This window comes from Rhodobacteraceae bacterium S2214 (assembly GCA_025141675.1).
Lineage (GTDB): Bacteria > Pseudomonadota > Alphaproteobacteria > Rhodobacterales > Rhodobacteraceae > Yoonia.
The window spans coordinates 256,979-278,128 of record CP081161.1; the positions used below are offsets into that span (position 1 = coordinate 256,979).

At 54.5% G+C, this 21,150-nt stretch carries 17 protein-coding genes; 11 read left to right on the plus strand and 6 right to left on the minus strand.

Annotated elements, in window-relative coordinates:
* Positions 1-308: 308 nt before the first annotated feature.
* The 3 genes from K3729_01230 to K3729_01240 are packed head-to-tail and all read right to left on the minus strand — an operon-like array spanning position 309 to position 4,110.
* Complete coding sequence (locus K3729_01230; GenBank protein ID UWR00896.1) at positions 309-1,580, minus strand: acetylornithine deacetylase/succinyl-diaminopimelate desuccinylase family protein; 1,272 nt, start codon at positions 1,578-1,580, stop codon at positions 309-311.
* Positions 1,581-1,637: 57 nt separating this feature from the next.
* The gene (locus K3729_01235; GenBank protein ID UWQ99450.1) at positions 1,638-2,558 is read right to left on the minus strand and encodes a dimethylarginine dimethylaminohydrolase family protein; all 921 of its coding nucleotides are present in this window, start codon (positions 2,556-2,558) and stop codon (positions 1,638-1,640) included.
* A complete protein-coding gene (locus K3729_01240; protein UWQ99451.1) occupies positions 2,548-4,110 on the minus strand; it encodes an amidohydrolase in 1,563 nt (520 codons plus the stop codon). Before K3729_01240 ends, K3729_01235 begins: the two co-directional genes overlap by 11 nt.
* A 239-nt stretch (positions 4,111-4,349) precedes the next feature.
* Between K3729_01240 and K3729_01245 the strand changes: the two genes are divergently transcribed.
* From K3729_01245 to K3729_01290, 10 genes are all read left to right on the plus strand, one after another.
* Positions 4,350-6,884 (plus strand): serine/threonine protein kinase, encoded by a 2,535-nt coding sequence (locus K3729_01245; protein UWQ99452.1) that lies wholly within the window; start codon positions 4,350-4,352, stop codon positions 6,882-6,884.
* A 38-nt stretch (positions 6,885-6,922) separates the two neighbouring features.
* Positions 6,923-7,678, plus strand: a complete 756-nt coding sequence (locus tag K3729_01250) for an FHA domain-containing protein (protein ID UWQ99453.1) — start codon at positions 6,923-6,925, stop codon at positions 7,676-7,678.
* Positions 7,662-8,621 carry a protein phosphatase 2C domain-containing protein gene (locus K3729_01255; GenBank protein ID UWQ99454.1) on the plus strand — a complete coding sequence of 320 codons (960 nt, stop codon included), beginning with the start codon at positions 7,662-7,664 and terminating at the stop codon, positions 8,619-8,621. Before K3729_01250 ends, K3729_01255 begins: the two co-directional genes overlap by 17 nt.
* Before the next feature lies 1 nt (position 8,622).
* Entirely contained in the window at positions 8,623-10,134 is a 1,512-nt protein-coding gene (locus K3729_01260; GenBank protein UWQ99455.1) for a hypothetical protein, read from the plus strand.
* A 177-nt stretch (positions 10,135-10,311) separates the two neighbouring features.
* On the plus strand, positions 10,312-12,411 hold the full coding sequence (locus K3729_01265) for a dynamin family protein (GenBank protein ID UWQ99456.1): 2,100 nt from the start codon (positions 10,312-10,314) through the stop codon (positions 12,409-12,411).
* Complete coding sequence (locus K3729_01270; GenBank protein ID UWQ99457.1) at positions 12,408-13,361, plus strand: dynamin family protein; 954 nt, start codon at positions 12,408-12,410, stop codon at positions 13,359-13,361. The genes K3729_01265 and K3729_01270 overlap by 4 nt, the downstream gene beginning before the upstream one ends.
* Positions 13,362-13,448: 87 nt before the next feature.
* Complete coding sequence (locus tag K3729_01275) at positions 13,449-13,811, plus strand: hypothetical protein (GenBank protein UWQ99458.1); 363 nt, start codon at positions 13,449-13,451, stop codon at positions 13,809-13,811.
* 52 nt (positions 13,812-13,863) lie between these two features.
* Entirely contained in the window at positions 13,864-14,640 is a 777-nt protein-coding gene (locus K3729_01280) for a hypothetical protein (protein ID UWQ99459.1), read from the plus strand.
* 207 nt (positions 14,641-14,847) lie between these two features.
* On the plus strand, positions 14,848-16,440 hold the full coding sequence (locus K3729_01285) for a substrate-binding domain-containing protein (protein ID UWQ99460.1): 1,593 nt from the start codon (positions 14,848-14,850) through the stop codon (positions 16,438-16,440).
* A 172-nt stretch (positions 16,441-16,612) separates the two neighbouring features.
* Entirely contained in the window at positions 16,613-17,563 is a 951-nt protein-coding gene (locus K3729_01290) for a type IV pili methyl-accepting chemotaxis transducer N-terminal domain-containing protein (protein UWQ99461.1), read from the plus strand.
* A 61-nt stretch (positions 17,564-17,624) separates the two neighbouring features.
* On the opposite strand, the gene K3729_01295 is transcribed toward K3729_01290, so the two are convergent.
* Positions 17,625-18,518, minus strand: a complete 894-nt coding sequence (locus K3729_01295; GenBank protein UWQ99462.1) for an SMP-30/gluconolactonase/LRE family protein — start codon at positions 18,516-18,518, stop codon at positions 17,625-17,627.
* A 212-nt stretch (positions 18,519-18,730) separates the two neighbouring features.
* Here K3729_01295 and K3729_01300 point away from each other — a divergent pair, with 212 nt between their 5' ends.
* On the plus strand, positions 18,731-19,297 hold the full coding sequence (locus K3729_01300) for a cold shock domain-containing protein (protein ID UWQ99463.1): 567 nt from the start codon (positions 18,731-18,733) through the stop codon (positions 19,295-19,297).
* On the opposite strand, the gene K3729_01305 is transcribed toward K3729_01300, so the two are convergent.
* Entirely contained in the window at positions 19,294-20,034 is a 741-nt protein-coding gene (locus K3729_01305; protein ID UWQ99464.1) for a sulfite exporter TauE/SafE family protein, read from the minus strand. The genes K3729_01300 and K3729_01305 overlap by 4 nt on opposite strands.
* 11 nt (positions 20,035-20,045) lie before the next feature.
* Positions 20,046-21,089 (minus strand): Gfo/Idh/MocA family oxidoreductase, encoded by a 1,044-nt coding sequence (locus K3729_01310; GenBank protein UWQ99465.1) that lies wholly within the window; start codon positions 21,087-21,089, stop codon positions 20,046-20,048.
* Positions 21,090-21,150: the final 61 nt, after the last annotated feature.

Consider the following 21,150-nt stretch of genomic DNA (forward strand, 5'->3'; position numbering starts at 1 on the left):
ATCCCAAGAAGCCAACCTAGGAACAAAAGTCCTAGAGAAAACTCAACACGGTATTTGGTACCGCAGGGTTTCGTGGCTTCGAGGATGAATGATGCACGCATGACGCACTCCCTACATCTCTCGTGTGCGTACCCTTATAGAAGCCGCGTAGCACACATAGACCACTTGCTGACATTTCCCTTTTGAGTAAAGTAAGGCGGCTGCCAGCCAGCGCGACTTTGTCGGTGCCCATAAAGAGCGTTGTTATTGATGTGGGAATCAACTTTCTCCTTTTCAAGCAAGAAAATCAACTTTTCTAGTTGATCACCTCAATTAATCAACAACTTCACCAAACTCCGGGCCATCACCTTCGCGCTGTCGATCATATCATCGACCCCCACATATTCGTCCGGCTTATGGGCCAGTTCCAAAATCCCCGGCCCGTAGGCCACGCAGTTCTTGAGCTTCCCGATCCGGTCGATGTGCTTCTGATCATAGGTCCCGGGTGAGGCGACGAATTCGGCCTCTTTCCCAAGCACATGCGCGATCTCTGCCGCTACGGTCGCGGCCACGGGCGCGTCCCGGTCTGTCATCGACGGCAGAACACTGTTCAACTCTGTCAGCGCATAATCGAACTTGGGTCGGTCGGCTTTCAAGCCTTCCAGCAACGCCTCAACCTCTCCCCGCACGTCCTCTAGCGGTTCCTCAACCAAGAACCGCCGGTCGATTACGACGCGGCAAGAATCTGGGACGCAATGTGCGGGCAGGCCGGTGAAGTCATCCGATTGCTCAGCCATGCCCCCATGGATCGAATTGATGTTCATCGTCGATTGGCGGGCCCCCTCTGGCACCACGGGCATATCCGTGCGGCGCAGGGCCATGGCGGGGTAAAGGTCGCTCTCAAACTTGTCCAAGACCGCGCCCATATGGCGGACAGCGCAATCGCCAAGGAACGGCATAGAGCCATGGGCGATCTCGCCAAACGTCTCAATCTCGGCCCACCAGCCGCCGCGATGCCCAAGACACACGCGGTCCTTGTTCAGCGGTTCGGGGATGATGACGTGCTGCACGCGCTCGGGCGCAAAGAAGCCCTGCTCGGCCAGATAAGCGACGCCACCGTAGCCGCCGGATTCTTCGTCAGCGGTGCCGGAGATCTCAATCGCACCGTGATAATCGGGGTAGGTCGCGATGAAGGCTTCTGCTGCGATGATCGACGCGGCCAGCCCGCCTTTCATGTCGCAGGCCCCACGCCCGTAGATTTTACCGTCGATCAGTTCGCCGCCAAACGGATCAACAGTCCAGCCTTTGCCGACCTCGACCACATCCGTATGCGAATTGAAATGCACGCAATCGCCCGCATCTTTGCCATCCCGCCGCGCAATTACATTCCAGCGGGGGTAGCGTTCGCTATCGCCGGGCGTGCCGTGGGCGCGGATCATCTCGATCTCGAAACCCGATGCCTTCAACCGCTTGCCAAGGAAGTCGCAGATCGCCTGATAATTCTCGCCCGGCGGGTTCAGCGTCGGGATACGGATCAAATCCCCAGTCAGCTGGATCAGGTCGTCGCGGCGATCTTCAATCGCGGCCATCAGGGCGGTCATCTGCGGGGTGTCATCTGTCATGACACCACCATTGCCGAAGGTTGTCGCCCGAGCAAGTCACGCAACCCGTTTCAGTGCCTGCGCCATGCAATGAATGCCACCGCCAGTTTTGCTGATCTCGGACATATCAATCGCTGCAACATCAAAACCACGCGCGCGCAGTTGATCAATCAACGTCTGCGAAGACGTCGGCGCGATCACGCGATCCCCGCCGAGTGACATGAAATTGCAGCCCAGCGCCATGGTATCGCGGAACGGGACGTCGATGATCTCGTGACCCTTGGCTTTCAACCAATCCACAATCGCAGGTTCCGTGCAATCCAGACATACTGCCGTCAGCTTTTCAGCGATTGGCACAACCATCAGGTCGATATGCACATAGTATTCGTCGATGAAGGCAAGCCGCGTTTCCCAGCCTTCCGCATCGAACCACGCTTGGACCTGACGCGCCCCTTCTTCTTGGGTCCGCGCGCCACCACAACCGATCAGCACACAGCCTTCTTCGATGACGTTAAAGTCGCCGCCTTCAAATGTGCCAGCGGTCACCATGTCGTAAATCGGGATGCCGAGCTGTTCATATGTGCGGATCGCTGCATAATTCTCGCCGCGCCGCCACCATTGGGACATCGCCGTGATTACCGCGCCGTAAGGAGTCATCACCGAACTATCGCGCGCGTAGACCTGCATCGGTAGTTCAGGTTGCGGGTCATGCATATGTATAGTGACATCGAAATGCTCGTATGCGCTGACCAATTCCGCATGTTGGGCTTGGGCCACCTGAACGTTGCACGGATTTTCGCGAAGATGATGACGAGACAACGAACTGGTGGACAGGTGCCGTAGTTGCGCGGGCGACCCCAGCAAGACATCCGTCAGCCGATCCGTTTCATTGGCAAAGCCCCATGTGTCCAATAGTGGCGTGCCGCCTTGCACGTTACGTCGTTGCAAAGAAAATTCGTTCGTCATGTCATGCACCATCCATATCTTTGGGAATCCACCAGTCGCACCCCCGCGCCGTCGTCACATATTCCGGCCAGCGGAAATTGATCGGCGGGTCATAGTCACACAAGGGCGGGATCGGGTCCTGTGCTGTCCGCGCTTGAAATTCAGCCATTGCGGCGTCACGCGCGTCGTCGTCTTCAAGCAGCCGAACCGCAGACATCGCGAGAATTTTCGCCGCCGTTTGTACCATTGGATCAATCGTTGCGGGGATACCCCCAAGCGCGTTCATCACCCACGACGGGTAAGTCACGCTAGAATCGGCCGCCAAGGCAGGGCGCGCCACATAGAACCGTGCTGTCGGTGCGTGCCATGTCATGTCTGTATAGTCGTCAGATGTTGAATTTGTCTGCGACGGCGGTAGGTCATGTCGCAAAATCGCTTCCGCCGCTTCGGGATCAATCAGGCGCGACATTTCCGGAATGAACGGGTCCTCCATTGGTGCCAAGCCTAGGTTCTTTTGCATTTCACGTGCGATGGCCTTGGCCCCATCATCCCAAATCGGCGGCCCCACTTCGACCATCGCTTCCCAGACTGTCCGTGCCATTGCGTGGTTCGCCAATCCGGGTCGGGATTTGCAGACCCAGTGTTTTTCCCAGCGGCATCCAGTCATATCCGCTGCGGCCTGCGCGTTGCGGTCCAGCACAGCTGTGATCTGTTCCGCCATCGCAATGTCGGGCGTGCGCATCATGTATTGTATCTCGGCCAGTCTGGCTGGCAGGTTATCAGCCGTGGCTTGCCCTGCGGTCAGGATGGCTTCGGAAATCGACCAGCCGCCTTGGTGCGGCAACATGCTGTCGCGTAGGGATTTCGACGCGAGGTACATCATATTCAACGCATCATTCGCACCGGGCGCCCGAACCGCTGAATGGCTTTGCGGGATCGGTGTGTCGGTCGTGCCCCATGTTTCCGGCGCATCGCAAAGGAAGCGGTAGACCATGGAATAGGCGGCACCACAGTGGGTATCCCACCGTACCGTGTTACACATCGGCAGCATATAGAACGGATAAAACGATAGTATCGCAGCAAGCCCGTCATAGTATCCGGCAGCGGCGTGGATTGGTTTTGACCCGCGCACCTTTTCGGCAGGTTCACCGGTAAACCGCAGCCCACCCTTGATCCCATGCTTTTCCATTGCGGCTTTGGTCGCCAATAATCCGCCAAGCCCTGCGATCCCAAGACCGGAATGCGGATCAGTATGCCCGCCTGCTTGGTAACCGAGACCATCACGTGGAGCACGATCTGTCGTCGCCGCCTGACAATTGCCAGGCACAGCATCGTATTCGGCATACATCCCAATGATTGGACCATCGCCATTCGACCAATCTGCACAGAATGCCGTTGGCATCCCTGCGCTACCTTCTTCAACTGCGAATCCCTCTTCGCGCAGCCGTTTGACGTACCACGCAGCAGATTCGTATTCCCGCCAAGCGGTTTCACCGAAGTTGAAAATGGTTTGGCATGCCTTTGAAAGGTCTTCAGCTGATTGTTCAACGTGGTTTAAGGCTGTCGCTTGTGCAGTGCTTGGCATCCAAACCCCCTATATTGCAGGTAAAGTTTGGTGCAAAATAGGTTCGCCCGCTAGTGATTGTTTCCGGAAAACTTATCCCCATTGTTCTCAGATCGACTCCAATCAGCGCCCGAAAAGATGATTAATGGCCATGAAACAACAAAGTCGCGTCACCTTTTAGCCTAATTTGAATGACAATTCTCGATCCCAAGTCAGACGGATCCCCCCGTCAATTTATTTGTTTGAAAGCTGGATGTGATATGGGCAACGAGAACGCAGCAGAAATCGGCACCGACGAGGATTTCGTTGACGAGCTGAAGCCGGGCACGCAGTTGATGCATGGCCAGTATACGATCGAAAGCTTCCTGAATGCAGGCGGCTTTGGCATCACGTACTTGGCCAGAGATAGTCTTGATCGGAAGATCGTGATCAAGGAATGTTTTCCTGGATCTTTCTGCCGCCGTAGCCGGTCGATTGTGCAGGCACGGTCCCGTGCCCACCAGAAAGAACTGAATTCAATGGTACGCTTGTTTGTGCAAGAGGCGAAAAGCCTTGCCAAACTGAACCATCCGAACATCGTGGGCGTTCACCAAGTCTTTGAAGACAACGACACCGCTTACATGGCGCTCGACTTTGTTGAAGGTCGCGACATGCTGGATACGCTAGACGATCCAGATGCGGTCATGGCACCGGAAACCATCAAGTCGATGTTGATTGACGTGCTGGGCGCGGTTGGCTTCATTCACAGCCAAGACATTCTGCACCGCGATATTTCACCAGACAACATCCTGATCGAACCATCAGGTCGTCCGGTTCTGATCGACTTTGGTGCAGCACGTGAAGAAGCCACCAAGCAAAGCCGCGTGCTGTCTGCGCTCAGCGTTGTGAAGGACGGTTATTCGCCGCAAGAATTCTACATCGCAGGATCAGACCAGAACGCGTCATCCGATTTGTACGCACTGGGCGCTAGTTTCTATCACTTCATCAAGGGTGAGGTTCCGCCGAACTCACAAGCACGGTTGGCTGCAATCGCATCCGGTGACAGCGATCCATACGTTCCGCTGAATGGCGCGATCCCGGGCTACGATTCCAATTTCTTGTCAGCCATTGATAAGGCGCTTGAAGTCCTGCCAAAGAACCGCGTTCAGTCCGCACAGGAATGGTTGGACATGATTGCGGGTAAGCATTTGCCAACTGCCGAAGGTAGCAAAGCGACAGTTGCATCAGCAGTTGCAGCAACAGCGCCATCATCACAAGGCAAGTCCAAGGTCGCAATGTTGATGGCATCAGCCGCAGCAATTGCTGTTGTTGGCGTTGGCGTCGCATTCTCAACCGGTGCTTTTGACGCAGCAGAGGTCGTTGAGGCCGACGCATCCGCGACGGCAACTGAAACACCAGACGCCATGGCAGAAGCTTTGGCGCTTGTTGAAGCAGCGACACAAGACGCAATCGAAGAAAGCGCCGCAGTTGAAACAGCTGCTACAGAGGCTTCTGCAGTCGAACAGACGCAGGCGACGGACACCGCAGTTCTTGAAGCCCAAGCTCAAGTCGAGGCCGAATTGGCTGCACTGGAACGTGCCGCCGAAGAAGAACGCGTCGCTAAAGCCGCCGAATTTGCAGCGCTCGCCGCTGAAAACGAAGCACGCCGTATCGCGCTCGCCGAAGAACGCGCCGCTGCATTGGCAATCCGCGAAGCAGCCCAAGCTGAAGCCGCGGCACGCGCCGCAGTAGCAGCCGAAGCACAAGCTGTCGCAGAAGCGCAAGCCGCAGCGGCTGAAGAAGCGCGTCAATTGGCCGAAGCACGTGCTGCACAAGAAGCACAGGACGCAGCCGAAGCAGAAGCACGTGCCATTGCACAAGCTGAGGCTGACGCAGCTCAGGCAGCAGCCGAAGAAGCCGCACGTGTTGCCGCAGCCGAAGCCGCCGAAGCTGCGCGTAAAGCAGAAGCTGCAGCACTGGCCGCCGCGACGCTGGACACACCAACACCGCCGATGGATTCTAACGAATTGATCGCACTTGCCGGGATCACCGGTGCACCTGAAATGCCGGCGACTGCCTTTGCAGCCATTCTGGCGGAAGGTCCGAACGCATCCGGTTTTGCTAATACAGCTGATTTCGTCTTGCCCGACACTGCCTCAGGTTTCACATCTGTTTCATTGGCGCTGTCAGAAGCGATCCCAGCGTTCGCGCCGGGCCGCGAGATCGTTAACGAGACACCGGCAGACAATTCATTCGTTCTGTCAAACTGGACCGTCGAATTGCCGTTTACGGCAGCGTCGTCTTCGTCCCGTGTCATCGGCAACGTTGGCCCTGTCGCCCCGCTTTGGGTGAACGAAGGTGTCGAAATTGATACCGTGAATGGTCGCGCAATCGCGAACATCGACGGCATTGGCGACACGCTGAAGAGCGCGATTGAATTAGAGGATCAGACTGAATTGCAGGTCAGCTTCGGCATCAAAGATGCGGAAACCGGCAATCAAACTGAACAAAACTGGACCCTGCCTATCATCCAAAAGACAGCCCTTTTGAATGGGATCAGCTTTGAAACACGTCGCATCGACGATGCGTGGGTCACAACTGTGACTGATGCACCGGCAAGCGCGAAAAGCGACCTGAAGGTCGGCGATCAGCTGATCGCATACATGCTGACATCCGAACTTGTGGATGATCGCACATCAATGAAAACGATCATGGATCGTGAACTCGCTGACGGCAAATCGCTGTTTAGCTTTGCTGTCAACCGTGACGGAACGATGTGGATTGCATCGCTCGACTACGCTGGCAATGCGCAATGAAATCGGCCTGTGCCCTAAGGAAAAAAGAGGTATAACCCATGAAATTTCTAAGTGATCTTTTTAGTCGCAAGCGTTCCGACGCCAAGCCGGCCGATGCACCAATCGAAAACTTTGCGGATGTCGCGACACGCGCTGACGCAACGCTTGATCAGGTCAACACCAATGCGTTGATCGACAATGTGAACGAAAAAGTTGGCGATAAATCCCCTAAGGTTAACATCTGGGATGATGAAGAAGACTTGCCACCGGTCGCGTCGCTCGAAGAAATTCGCCCAAGCGCTCCGGCACCAGCAAAGGCCCCGTCACGGGCACGCCGCACGAAAACGCGCCTGATCGGTTTCGAAAGCAGCTCTGGCGTTGTAGATCTGTTCGACAGCACACCGGCAGCAGCACCTACCAAACGGGCAAAGTTCCCAGTTGGTTGGGCGATTGTTGTGTCCGGCCCAGGCCGTGGCGAATGTTTCTCGCTGGAATCCGGCATGTCCCAGATTGGACGTGGCGAAGACCAAGCCATCCAGCTTGATTTCGGCGATAACGCCGTGTCGCGTACCAACCATGCAGCGATTGTTTACGATGCTGAAAACCACACGTTCCTGTTGGGTCACGGTGGCAAAAGCAACATCGTACGCCTGAATGACCAACCAGTGATCAGCAATGAAGCTCTGAAAGACGGTGATATGATCCGGATCGGTGAGACGACTTTGCGCTTTGTGCCGCTTTGTTCCCCAGACTTTAACTGGGCAGCTGAAGGCACCACCGACAACGAGGAGTCCGACGATGTGGCGATCGCCTGAACCCCGTTACGACGTAGCCTCTGCGTTGTGCCAAGGCGGCCGTGACTATCAGGAAGACGCGATTGTCACTGACTTTCCGTTTGGATCTGATAGCGGTGTTGTCGTCCTTGCTGACGGTATGGGTGGCCATGCGGCTGGTGATGTGGCGTCAAAGATCGTCGTCACAGAAGTCTTTAGCGAACTGAAATTCCAATCTGCGAACTTTCACGAATTCGAAAAAGACATCCCGTCGATGATGACCTCTGCGGCAGCTGGTGCAAACGCATGTGTCCGCGACCATGTCCAAGACAACCCACAAACCCGCGGTATGGGTGCGACTTTGGTTTCGCTCGTCATGGTGGAAAACCGGATGTTCTGGATGTCGATTGGTGACAGCCCGTTGTATCTGCTGCGCGGTGGTAAACTGCGCCAGTTGAACGAAGATCATTCAATGGCTCCGCAGATTGATTTCATGGTGCAATCGGGCCTTCTGGACCCGGAAGTTGCCAAGAACCATCCCGATCGGAACTGTCTGACGTCGGTGATTTTGGGCGAGCGCGTCGCGAAGTCTGATTGCCCGAACGATCCGTTTGGTCTTGAGATTGGCGATATCGTGGTCGTGTCTTCTGATGGGCTTCAGTATCTTGATGAACCGGTGATCCAAAAGATCCTGCACAAGTACCGTCGCCGTAAAAGCGCCGAAATTGCAGGGCATCTGTTGGAAGCGATCGAAAAGCTGGGTGATGTGGATCAGGATAACGTGTCTTTTGCCGTGATCAAACTGAACCACAACAAGCCGATGGATCGCGCCGTTCGGGTGAAACCGACCGACATCGTTGATACCACATCTGCGTCCGTGACCCGTGTCGTCCATCTGGATGAGGTGGCCGAAGCTAAGAAAAATGCTGCATCCGCTGCATCTGATGAAGAACCAGCACTGAAACTGGTATCCGGAGTAAAGTAATATGTCTGTACGGGCTGCCGCCGATCAAGTTCACCTCGCACTTAACGATGCGCTGGTGTCTGGGAAAATTCCTGCTGACGCGGCTGACGCTGCGAACGCATTGCTCAAGCGTCTGCGACAGCCCGTACGGGTCACTCTTTTGGGCCTACCTGGTGCCGGTAAATCAACCTTGGTCAACTTATTGCTGAACGACGCGGTTATCCCCGACGGGATTAGCTTGCCGACAACGCAATACGTCCATGGCGATACCCCGTCAGCTGTCATGACGCTCAGCGATGGTCGGCGCGAAACCTTGGACAAGGCAGATCCGTTTCAAATCGCGGCTGCTTCCCCTATGTTCGTCGAAGTGGCTTTGCCACTGGCAGCACTCGGTCGGATCAACGTGCTTGAAGTTGTGGCCCCTGCCGTTTTGCAGGACCAACAACGTGCGATGCATTGGGCCGCAAAACGGACCGATCTGGCGCTGTGGTGCACCGACAATTTTGATCGGTCCGAACAAGCGTTGTGGGACACGATGCCGGATGCCATCAAAGACAACGCATACTTGCTGCTGACCCACGCCGATCAAGCCTTGGCTCGTGGTGAATTGGATCATTTGCTGGGCAGCATCCGCCAGAATCACGCCTATCAGTTCAACAAAATCATGCCTATCGCGACGCCAAGCGCTATTGCTGCGCGCCAACCTGACGGCAGCGTCGACAAAGCAATGATGCAAAAAAGTGGTGCATTGACGCTGATTTCTTCGATCCTGAAACAGGTCGATGCGCGGTTGCAAGGCGCGGTTGACGAAGCCGGCGCAATGGTCGCGCACTACAAAGATGCGCCAGTCGCAAAAATCGCCGAACCAGTCGCACAAACACCCGTGGCGCAAGAACCCGTCATCACGCCTTCAAAGCCTGTGAATGTCGTTGAAATGAAGACAGCCAAGCCTGTCGATATGGTCGAAGCAGCAGCCAAATCTGCGCCACGCCCACGGGTCAAATCCAAACTTGTGGCCATCGAACGATCGCGCCCTACGCAAAAACCGCAGGCAGCCCCGGCACCCGCGCCACAAGCGCCTGTCGCAACAGCACCTGCGGCCGATCCTGCGCCGAAGAAGGCACGTCCTGGCTTTATGCCAAAGGCGCGCACGACGGTGATCATTCCCCGTGCGACACCCGAAACATGCGCCGCCTACGATGAAGCAATCGCTTACCTGACAAAGCAGGGGCGTGCGCTGACACAAGACATGGCCGCAAATGATAACCTGTCGTCCGATCACCTGATGAACGCGTCTGCGGACAATATCATGTGGTTGTCTGACTATCTCGAAGATCTGTCTATCGCTGATGATCCTGTGCTCGAAAAGTCCCGCACGCGGGCCTTGGATGCCGCTGAACTGGTCCAGCTGATGCAGATCGAGAAAAACGATTCTGCGGCGCTTGATGCGCTAAGCTTGGTGATCCAATTGAAACGCGATCTCGAATCTGAAATTGCGCTGGCCCGTCACACAAACCGTCATCAAGCCGCATAAAATAAGGGAAAACAGCCCCTGCCGACTTAGCGACGGTTCAATTTTTAAGCGAACTTTTGCCTTAATTCCGCCGCGGCAGACTGTTTCTTTAGACGGATCAATTAAGGTTCGGGCCGCCTATTGGCCCCAACCAGAGCCAACGACCCGCACAAAACGCGGGCAGGAAAGAACGTGGATATGGAAAAGTTGACAAACGATCAGGGTGAGCAGGCCCAAGTGTCACAGCCCGGATTCATGCGGATTGGTCTGAACAAGCTTGAGACCTACCACGACGAACTGAGCGATCTTGAAGATACCCTTTTCGACATCGAAAAGATTGGCGGCCCAGAAGCGGCCAAAAAGGCGCAAAAGCTGGTCAAACAGCTGCGTGCGTTCGAACCGAACATCACGATGATCGGCCAGATTAAGGCCGGTAAAACATCGCTCGTGAACGCCATGGCAGGACGTCCCGGATTGCTGCCAGCGGACGTGAACCCGTGGACGTCCGTCATCACGTCACTTCACCTGAACACGCCGATGGCGCCCGATGCGCCGCGTGCGTCATTCCAGTTCTTTGACCAGAACGAATGGGATCATTTGGTCGAAAACGGTGGCCGTATCGGCGAATTGTCCAGCCGCGCTGGCGCCGACGAAGAAATGAACAAGGTCCGCGAACAGATCGGCCAGATGTACGAAAAGACCCGCGAACGGTTGGGACGTAAGTTCGAACTACTGCTGGGGCAACGTCACAACTACGCCGAACTCGACGACGACCTGATGCAGCGCTACGTCTGCATGGGCGATGACTTCGACGAGATTTCGCAGGCCGAACAGCAGGGTCGTTTCGCCGATATTACGAAATCAGCTGACCTGTACATGGACGCTAATTTCTTGCCGATGCCATTGTGTATCCGCGACACGCCCGGCGTAAACGATACTTTCATGATGCGTGAGCAGATCACGATCAAAGCCCTGCGTGACAGTCGGATTTGTGTGGTTGTTCTGTCTGCACACCAAGCGTTGTCAACGATGGACATGGGTTTGATCCGTTTGATTTCAAACGTGAAAAGCCGTGAAGTCGTGATCTTTGTGAACCGTGTCGACGAACTGTCCGATCCGGCAAATCAGATCCCTGAAATTCGTGCGTCTATTCTGCAGACTTTGTCTGACAACAACGGCCCCGAAAACTGCGAAGTGCTGTTCGGGTCTGCCTACTGGGCCAACATGGCGCTGGGCGGTGATCTGACCGAGATTGTCGATGACAGTGCTAACGCCTTGTTCAACTACGCCGAATCGATCCTTGGCGACCAAGCCACGGATATGGATGCGTTCGAAATGGTCTGGCAATTGTCCGGCCTGCCGCATCTGTTCGATGCGATTTCCGAACGGATCGCCGAAGGTTCTGGCGCAGAACGTCTGACGTCCATCCGCAAGAGCGCGCAAAACCATGTGGGCGGCCTACGGGCGTCGAGTTCACTGGTGTCCATGCGTCTGGAAGGCGACAATGTCACAACGATGGATGAAACGACGCTGAAAGCGCATCTTGATGCCATCGACGCGAAGCATATTCAGAAACTGAATGACGGTCTGGACGAAGTCTTTGCCAAGTTTAGCCGCCGTATTGATCAATCGAACAAACGATTCCTTGACCGCGCGGTTGAGACGCTGATCCAACACCTTGAAACTAAGGGTGAAAACGAGATTTGGCAGTATTCTCCTGATGGTCTGCGCATTCTGTTGCGCACCGGTTATCAGGTGATGAAGAAAGACTTTACCGCGATGTGCGACGCGGCTTTTGGTGATGCGGCGACTGATCTCACTGATCTTTATGGTCAGGCATTTTCGGTAGATGTCGAAAACTTCACGGTGACACCACCAGACGCACCTGGCGTGCCTGCGCCCGTGTCTTTGGGACAAACCATCGCGCTTGATCTGCAGACATCGTGGTGGAAAGGCTGGTGGCAACGCCGCAAAGGATATCGTGCTTTTGCCAGCAATTTCTACGAATTGATCGAGGCGGAAACCGCCCCTATCGTCGATGACCTGAAGAACCGTCAATTAAACGACATCCGTCAAACCGCCCTTGGCGAAATGGCCGATTTCTTGGCTGAACAACGCGGCATTCTGACGGATATCGCTGAAAAATCTCAAATCGGTCTTGGTGATCTGGAAGGCCTGTTCGGCATTACAGCCCAGCAAGAACGTGAAGAACTGTTCGACATCATTTTCGAAGATCTCGCGATTGATGACGATGACTACGACGTTGACCCAAAAATATCTGGAGGTGCTGCCGCATGACCCATTCCACTTCGCTGAACCGTAAGCCACGCATTGCGCTTATGGGTGAATTCAGTGCTGGCAAAAGCACGTTGTCAAATCTGCTGCTGGGGTCACGCCCTTTGCCGGAAAAGGTAACAGCAACGCGCTTGTCACCTGTTTGGATGGCATCCGGTTCGCAGCCCCCTTACCGCGTTGATGTGGACGGCACGGAAGAACTGATTTCACTGTCGCATCTCGAAGAAATTGGCGTTGAAAACACACGCGTGATCCGTTTGTTCTTTGAAAGCGATATCCTTGATGTGTGTGATCTGATTGATTTTCCAGGAATTTCCGACCCGAACATGTCATCTGATGTGGTTGAACGGATGCTGGAAGAAGTCGACGCCGTGCTGTGGTGTACCCACGCGACTCAAGCGTGGCGGCAATCCGAAGCTGCGGTTTGGGCCCAGATGCCCGAAGCCGTGCGCAAGCGGTCTATCCTGCTGATCACGCGTTTCGACAAGTTGACGACAGAGCGTGACCGCAATCGTGTCTTGGCGCGAGTCAAGCACGAAACCAAAGGTCAGTTCGGCGCGACCTTCCCCGTATCCCTGCTTCAGGCATTGAATGCTGGCGAAGACTACGATGCATGGGACGCCAGTGGTGCTGGCGCGTTCACCGAACATTTGATCGAAATGGTTCAGGAACTGACCATTGCTGTCGCAGGAACAACCGAAACGCTTTACGTGTCGGCTCCGGAAGCAACAGAAGTCGATGCAACTGACGCAGAAGCTGCGCCGCTGTTGTTGACAGACCCCGTTGTAGACGGTCGCGACCCCGAAGCCGCACCAGTCGTGCCGCGCCGTGTCAACGCACGTCGCGACGATGCCGCAGATGACAATTCACACAAGCCGCGCCCAAACACATCGCGTCCCGTTTTCCACATGGACGACGAGACTGTTGAAAACCCAGCGCAGATTGCATCTTAAACAACCGACGCATGTTGCAGTCCCTTTCCCTGTGCGCCCGAATGTCATAAAAGGACTTTGGGTGTAACGGGATAGAGTGCGCAAGACATGGCCACAGAAGAATTGGACGCGCTGCACAGCCAGTTTCCAAAGTGTGAAACGCTCGCGTTTGCGGATCTGTCCACCGAGATGGTTTTGGTTACAAACACCGACGCCCCGCAGCAACGCGAGGCGCTGAACGCGTTGTGCGCAGACGCGGCCAAAAGCCTTGGCAAACCCGGAAGTCCAAATTTTGGTGATGGTCAAAGCGACACAGCAATGATCGCGACCCGCGATCAGCTGACCATTTTCTTGCGCGCAGCGAACGAACCATCTGACGTTCTATGCTGCGTCTGTCAGCCGGATATTGACGTGTCATCGTTCCTGACAGCCGCGCGCCCGACGCTTCAAAAAATTAGCAGCGGATCATGATGATCGATCTCGCAACTCTTCCCATGTCGCACGATGCAGGATCACCTTTGTGATGGATAAACAAACCCTTGCCCAGAAACTCGCCGCGCTTTCATCCGAAGGCGAGAGCTTTGAAAACGGCCTGCGAGTTGTATCTGACGGGACAGAACCGCCGATTCTGACCGCGATCCTGAACGAAATCGACATGACCGTCTTGCCGCGCAAACTGACGTTCAAGATGAACGGGTCCGAAATATCTTTGGTCGCGGGCGGGCGTCGCCTGCGTGGTTTGGTGCAGGCATCAAAAGACATCACAGGCGTGATGGGCGTGTTGGGGAAATCCATTTCCCATGATGCGCCGGACGTCATTGATGGTCTGCATGGTATCATTGATCAGTTCACGGCCGCTGCCGGCGAATTGACAGTTGTCAGTGACGAACCCGACGCGATGGGTGGCCAATCTGACGCGGGTCTAACCGCGCAGAATCTTGCTGCGCATTGGGGCGTTGACCTGAACCCGGCGCCTTTGACTCCGATGATCTCTTTTGTTCGTGATTGCGGGGATCTGGTCACCGCTTGGGTTGTTTTGAAAGACGGGTCCGAGAACACAACCGGCGGAGATGGCGCAAAACTGGCGACATTACGCGCAGCGATTGATGCAAAATGGGACAGTTTTTCTCAATCAGTGGAACAATTAGCGGGTCCAACAGGATTTATTTGCCTGAATGATGCCTTAGATGAAGCCGGGTCTGTTGCAATCGTAAAGACTTCTTCAGAAGCTGCTATTTTGTGCTATGCGTCTGAAAATATGGCAAATTTGCACAGTGCGTGGTCAAAATCTAAACTTTAGGGCCAAAACCGCACTAAACCCTTACGTGTAGTCCAAAAATGAGACTGCCGTTAGGTCAGCTTCCGCACTCAGTTTGGTCATAAATTTTCCACAAAATCTTATCAAATCTCACCATCAATGACGCGAACGAAAACGTTTGCGTTCGTGGATGGGTCGCTTTTTCAAGTTTAGACGCCCGTTTTTGTTTGGTTATGAGGAGATTTCGATATGTTTTTCAACAAGTACAACGCACGTCAAATTGCGGCACGTGCCCTAATTACTTTTGCTGCAGGCGCTTTGCCAATGTCAGTTCTCGCAGACGAGGTTACGCTCAAGTCTGCTGACGGAACCGTAAACCTTGTTGGGGAATTCGTCGATTTCGTCGATGACAACTACGTCATCCGCACCGGCCTTGGCGATCTTCGGATTGCCGCGAACCGCGTTCGCTGTGAAGGCGATGCATGCCCGGTCTTCGATACTGCCACTGCAGACATCCAAATCGCTGGGTCTGACACAGTTGGTCTTGGCATGATGCCATTGCTGATTTCCGGCTACGCGTCGCACCTGAATGCAGAAGCATCAGTCATCGCGACAGAAACCCGCGGTCAAATTCTGGCGAACCTTGTTGGTGACGGTGGATTTGGCGATGAAATCGGCAGCTATCTTGTAACATCAACATCGTCCGGCGATGCGTTCTCTACCCTTCTGGATGGAACGGCTCAAATCGGCATGTCATCGCGCCGGATTCGTCCAGCTGAAGCCCGTGCATTGCGTGACAACGGCGCTGGCAACATGGTCAGCGCAGAACAGGAACATGTGATTGCGGTGGATAGCCTTGTGGTTATCACCCACCCGGAAAACCCAATCAAAGAACTGTCGCTTGAACAGCTGCGCGGTATCTATTCGGGTGCCATCACAAACTGGTCCGAAGTGGGCGGTGCTGATGCTGAAATCAAGCTGATCACACGTGTCGACGGATCCGGTACACGTGCCGTATTCGAAAGCCGTATCTTTGGTGAAATCGAACCATCACTCGTTTCCACGGCAGCTGTTGTCGAAGGCAACAACGAAATGGCCGCAATGGTGAACGAAGATCCATTTGCGCTGGGTTATGTTGGCTACGCTTTCCAGCGTGGCGCAAAAGCCTTGTCCGTTGTGAACGAATGCGGAATTTCGGTGACACCTGACGCGTTCTCAGCCAAGACAGAAGAATACGCCCTGCAGCGTCGTCTGTATCTCTACAACCGTAGCGACGCGATTGATGCATCCACACAAGATTTCGTGGACTATACCGTGTCCAAAGATGCTGATGGCGTGATCGCAAAAGCAGGCTTTATCGACTTGGGCATCAGCCGCCGCGAACAGGCGCTTGATGGCGCACGTGCACGTGCATTGCTTGATCCAAACGTTGACGCCTACGAAGGCGGCGTGATGCGTGAAATGTTGTCTGAAATGGTTGATTACGACCGCTTGTCCACAACATTCCGTTTCGCGACAGGATCATCCCGTTTGGACGAACGTGGCTTGCTTGATATGGCACGTTTGGCCGATTTCCTTGAAGCGCAGCCAGAAGGCACAAAAGTGCGTTTTGTTGGCTTTACAGACGGTGTTGGTGCGTTTGATAGCAACCGGACACTTTCAGAAAGCCGCGCGAACCAAGTGATGGCGGAACTTACTGCATTTGCAGGTGATCGTGTCGCAAACCTTGAAATGGGCGTGTCCGGCTTCGGCGAGATCGCACCATCCGCATGTAACATCAACGAAAACGGTCGTACGATTAACCGTCGCGTTGAAGTGTGGATCGAAGCTGCCCGCGGGTAATTTTGTCGGGCACAGTCAAATGGCTGTGCCCGCATCACCCACTGGTCGCCTGTTTGGCATCCTTTTGCCAACAGCACTTTGAATTTTCAGAACCGGTTTCGATCTGCCCACGTGCTGCGATTCATGCCGGTGATATCCTGCACCCTTTGCGGTGTGGAAAAAGGAGATCAAGATGACACGCACTTCAAGTATTACACAAATAACGCTCGGTGCCGTTGCTGCATTGACGCTTTCGACCGCAACCCAAGGCGTCGCGCAATCCGGTGCTATTTCAATTCCACCCGAAGATCCGATCCAGCTGACCCAGTTTCTGGAAGATATTGGCGCAAGCGAACGCATCAACCTATCGGGCAAACTACGAATGTTAAGCCAGCGCATTCCTGCAGCGGCCTGTACTTATCACGCTGGAATCGCACCGGAGCAAAGCAACGCCGTTTTGCACGCTGCAAAAGTAGAATTCGACACGATTATCGCCGCACTTGAATTTGGTGATGAGACGTTGAACATCATCGGTGAAGAACAACGTCGCAAGACACTGGCCGCGATCGCAAACCTTCATGCAAAATACGATCCGCTCCACGCCGCATTTGACGACATCGAAGCCACCGGCGGTACCGACGAAGAAGTCTTGGAACTGGCCGAACACAACATGGAAGTTCTGGATGCCGCAAAACTGCTCGTCAGTGAGATTTCAGGCCAATATGCCGATCCAACTGCTTTGTTGCAGTCTGACGCATTGACCATCGATATTGCTGGCCGTCAGCGGATGCTGACCCAGAAAATCTCGAAAGAGGTATGCTTGATCATGTCAGGCATCTACGCGGATGCGTCGCTTGAAACGCTCGGCGGAACTGTCAGCATGTTCGAAACTTCGTTGAACGCGCTTATCTTCGGAATGGATGGCGCCGGCATTTCGCCTGCACCGACTGAAGAAATTCTGACAGGCTTGGAAATCGTGCAAGCGGATTGGGCAGAGATCAGCGATTACGTCGCAACCGTGTCGGCTGGCGGATCTGTTGATGAAGCAACCCGCGCGATGATCTTCACAGGTTTGAACAAGACGATGGCCGATATGAACGCCGTTGTTGGTATGTACACAGAGAATTCTAAGCTGGGCCTATAACAACCCTTCAGAAACCAACCAAATGCCCTGTCGTTTCGCGGAAACGGCAGGGCATTTTCGTTCAAAACATTGCCAGCCCAGTCATGCGCGTTTCGATCCGGTAGACTGACGCAGATGCCGTGATGAACAACGACGTCATATCTTCACCGCCAAAGCAAAAATTCGTGGATTTTTGCGGCATCAGGATGACTCCAAGACACTGTGCATCTGCTGTAAAGATGTGCACCCCGCTGGGGCCATTGCAAAGAATATGGTCCTGCGTCGTTGTCTTCATGCCATCCGGCACCCATGGTCCGTCGCCCACGACATTCGCCCAGATTTTACCACCCGACAGCGCCCCGTCAGCTGCGACATCAAACACACGAATATGGCCACGCGGACTGTCATTGATAAACAATCTGGTTTCGTCTTGGGACAGACATAGACCGTTAGGTTGGTCAAAATCGCTGGCGACAAGGTGGAGGGATCCGTCAGGATCAAGCCGGTAAACCCCTTGAAACGCCAATTCCTGATCGCGGATGATGCCCAAATCGGCACGCGTCCGTCCATACGCTGGATCAGTGAACCATATCCGCCCCAAGCTGTCGCAGATAATGTCGTTAGGGCTGTTTAATGCGCGTCCTTCATAGTGGGTCGCGATTGGCGTGACCCGCTTCCCACCGTGGTCGCGGATCGTCACCTGTGATGCCGCGTGTTCACACGTCAGAACCTGCCCGTCGCGATCAAAGAAGTTACCGTTCGCTTGATTGCTGGGTAGGCGAAAAATACTATGACCCGCCCCTTCGCGCCAAATGTATTGTTTGCTTTCTTGGATATCCGAAAACATGAGCCACTTATCGTGCGGGTGCCAAATCGGGCCTTCCGTAAAACCGAAACCTGTCGCGATTTCTTGCAGCCCAGCGCCATCCGGAAACAAGTCAGAGAAGGCCGGATCGCGGATATCAAACTGGGTCATACATTCACCTGTATCAATATATTTCGCCTTAGGGTCATCATGATCGTATAAAGTGGTCAAGTTCGTTGATTCTTAGTTAGCGCCTTCGTAACCTGAAGCGTCGAAATTTTGTTTATTTTTCATGCTTTTCGACACTTCATTGACAATATGTTGACCCGTTCAGCGCACAATCACGAATTGAACCTGACCTTTAGGTCAGGTCACACGTTACGATGATTGATTGCACAGCAGTCCAAGCTTACCCCAAAGAAGATGCCAATCTTCTGATCATGTTTCGCGGTCACATTATGTATTCTGACGACAAAAGTTACTCTGGTTCTGTCAAATGGTTCGATCCCGCAAAAGGCTTCGGTTTCGTCGTCGACGCCGAGTCAGGGAATGAGGTGCTGTTGCACGTCAACACGTTGCGCGAGTTTGGCATCAACACAATAGCCAAGGAAGTCGTTGTCGACTTCCTTATCGAAGGCACGGACCGTGGTGTCCGCGTCGCGCGGGTTCTCGAGATCCGCCAGCCCAACGATGTCGTGACCTACGATGACCTGACGGCCGAGGAAAAAGAGACACTTGAACCAGGATGCGTGAAATGGTTCGACTCGGTCAAAGGTTACGGGTTCGTCATGCTGTTCCGCACGAACGAAGAAATTTTCGTCCATGCCGATATCTTGCGCAAATTCGGCATGGGTGAATTGTTTCCAGGCCTCGCTGTTGCGGTGGTTGTGGAACGTGGTGAAGCACAGAAACAGGTTGCTGTCATCCAACCTTGGAAATTCACCAGCTAAATGCCCGCAATCCCCTGCCAGATCAGGCGTGCGGCCAATAGCATCAAGATAACATTCAAGACTTTGCCAAAGATTGCATCGTTCATGCGGCGTAAAACGTGTCTGCCGGCCAATGTTCCGACAAATCCTGATGCGATCATGACCCCCATAAAACCCAGCCAAGGCCCGAATGCAAAACCGAGCATTCCGAAGACGATAATCTTTAACAGATGCTGCAACGTCATCATCACCGCATGGGTCGCGACATGAGCCTCACGGCCTAATTGATGGGATTTGACGATACCCGCAACGAATACACCAGTTGCGCCGAAGAACATCGTCAGGAAGCTCGACAAAAGCCCCGTCAGAAACGGCCAATGCGTCAGCCACTTTGGCGGTTTACGCAGGACAGACCAGGCCACGAATAGGCCGACGCCGATTTGAACGGCACTTGGCGGTAAATCAACAACGATCAATCCGCCGACACTGACACCAATCAGGCTGCCGATTGCAAACGCTCCGATGGGTGGCCAAAACGTATGCTCTTTCAATACGAAAGCGCGGTAGGCGTTCGATCCGAATTGGATGACCCCGTGGACGGGTATCAACGCGGCGGGGGGCAACAAGGTCGCCATCACCGCCAGCATCATTGCGCCGCCACCGATCCCCATTGCGACAGTAATGAATGATCCGAAGAAGCTGATCACAAACAGGAAAACCGCCGTTGCTGGATCAAGGCCCGCGTAAAGAAAAGACATGCCCAACGTGGTCACGCCCCCATGTCTACACGCTGCCCCAAACGCGATGACGTTTCGATTGCAGTGATTAATGCATGGGATTCGAGCGCCTGTCGTCCTGTTACAAGCGGCGCACTGCCCGTTCGTATCGCGGTGGCAAAATCGGCGATAACGTCTTGGTGCCATGCCACTTGACCACCCGAAAGGGGAACAACCACGCCGTCGCTATTATCCTTGATAGGCGTCTCCACGCGGCCGTCATGCCAACTGACAGTCAATGAGTCTTTGGTCATTCGCAATGACCCCTGACTAAAGTGAAGCGTGATCGTTTCGGTCCCATGCGGGAATGTGGCCGTACTGGCCAGCAATGATCCAACAGCACCCGATGCGAATTGCAGTCCAACAACGGCTACGTCTTCGGCTTCCATACGATGCAACGGCGACGTCGCCGTCATCGCCTGCACGCTTTTCACAGGGCCCGTCAAAGACAGCGCAAGGTCAATCGAATGGATCGCATTGGTCAGCAATACCCCGCCCCCGTCACGTGCGTAGGTCCCGCGCCCTAGTTCATCGTAGTAGCTTTGCGCACGCCAGATCGGGACGGCAATTTCGACATGACCCAATCGGCCAAGCGTTCCGTCTGCCACGTATTTGGCAGCAGCACGGGCGGTGTCGCGAACACGATGCTGGAACAGAACGCCAAGCGTTACACCAGCTTCTTCGCATATCTCGACGACCTCGGTTGCTTCTGCGGTCGTTCGCCCGACCGGTTTTTCGAGCAGGATATGTTTGCCGGCATTTGCCAATGGCGCGATTACGTCGGCACGTACACTCGGCGGAGTCGCAACAATGGCCATGTGAATATCTGGGTCTCGTGCGATTTCAGAAAGGTCGGATGTAAAGATGGGCGCGGGTCCATCGTAAGCCTCGGCAAGCCCCCGCGCGCGGTCAGGATTGCGGGACACAACAGCTCGCAGATGCATGTCGTCCTGCGCTGCGGAAATGGCTTTGACATGGCGCTCGGCGATCATGCCCGCACCAATCAATGCGATGCCTATCGGCTGGTGTTGGGACATGCTGCTACCTGTAGTTGTTTGTTACGTCCCCAGTATCAAGTCGCTACGGCAGACCCAAACA

Coding starts and splice junctions, on each gene's coding strand:
- K3729_01230 (UWR00896.1), bottom strand. CDS start 1,580: ATGACCGCCCTGATGGCCGCGATTGAAGATCGCCGCGACGACCTGATC.
- K3729_01235 (UWQ99450.1), bottom strand. CDS start 2,558: ATGGTGCATGACATGACGAACGAATTTTCTTTGCAACGACGTAACGTG.
- K3729_01240 (UWQ99451.1), bottom strand. CDS start 4,110: ATGCCAAGCACTGCACAAGCGACAGCCTTAAACCACGTTGAACAATCA.
- K3729_01245 (UWQ99452.1), top strand. CDS start 4,350: ATGGGCAACGAGAACGCAGCAGAAATCGGCACCGACGAGGATTTCGTT.
- K3729_01250 (UWQ99453.1), top strand. CDS start 6,923: ATGAAATTTCTAAGTGATCTTTTTAGTCGCAAGCGTTCCGACGCCAAG.
- K3729_01255 (UWQ99454.1), top strand. CDS start 7,662: ATGTGGCGATCGCCTGAACCCCGTTACGACGTAGCCTCTGCGTTGTGC.
- K3729_01260 (UWQ99455.1), top strand. CDS start 8,623: ATGTCTGTACGGGCTGCCGCCGATCAAGTTCACCTCGCACTTAACGAT.
- K3729_01265 (UWQ99456.1), top strand. CDS start 10,312: ATGGAAAAGTTGACAAACGATCAGGGTGAGCAGGCCCAAGTGTCACAG.
- K3729_01270 (UWQ99457.1), top strand. CDS start 12,408: ATGACCCATTCCACTTCGCTGAACCGTAAGCCACGCATTGCGCTTATG.
- K3729_01275 (UWQ99458.1), top strand. CDS start 13,449: ATGGCCACAGAAGAATTGGACGCGCTGCACAGCCAGTTTCCAAAGTGT.
- K3729_01280 (UWQ99459.1), top strand. CDS start 13,864: ATGGATAAACAAACCCTTGCCCAGAAACTCGCCGCGCTTTCATCCGAA.
- K3729_01285 (UWQ99460.1), top strand. CDS start 14,848: ATGTTTTTCAACAAGTACAACGCACGTCAAATTGCGGCACGTGCCCTA.
- K3729_01290 (UWQ99461.1), top strand. CDS start 16,613: ATGACACGCACTTCAAGTATTACACAAATAACGCTCGGTGCCGTTGCT.
- K3729_01295 (UWQ99462.1), bottom strand. CDS start 18,518: ATGACCCAGTTTGATATCCGCGATCCGGCCTTCTCTGACTTGTTTCCG.
- K3729_01300 (UWQ99463.1), top strand. CDS start 18,731: ATGATTGATTGCACAGCAGTCCAAGCTTACCCCAAAGAAGATGCCAAT.
- K3729_01305 (UWQ99464.1), bottom strand. CDS start 20,034: ATGTCTTTTCTTTACGCGGGCCTTGATCCAGCAACGGCGGTTTTCCTG.
- K3729_01310 (UWQ99465.1), bottom strand. CDS start 21,089: ATGTCCCAACACCAGCCGATAGGCATCGCATTGATTGGTGCGGGCATG.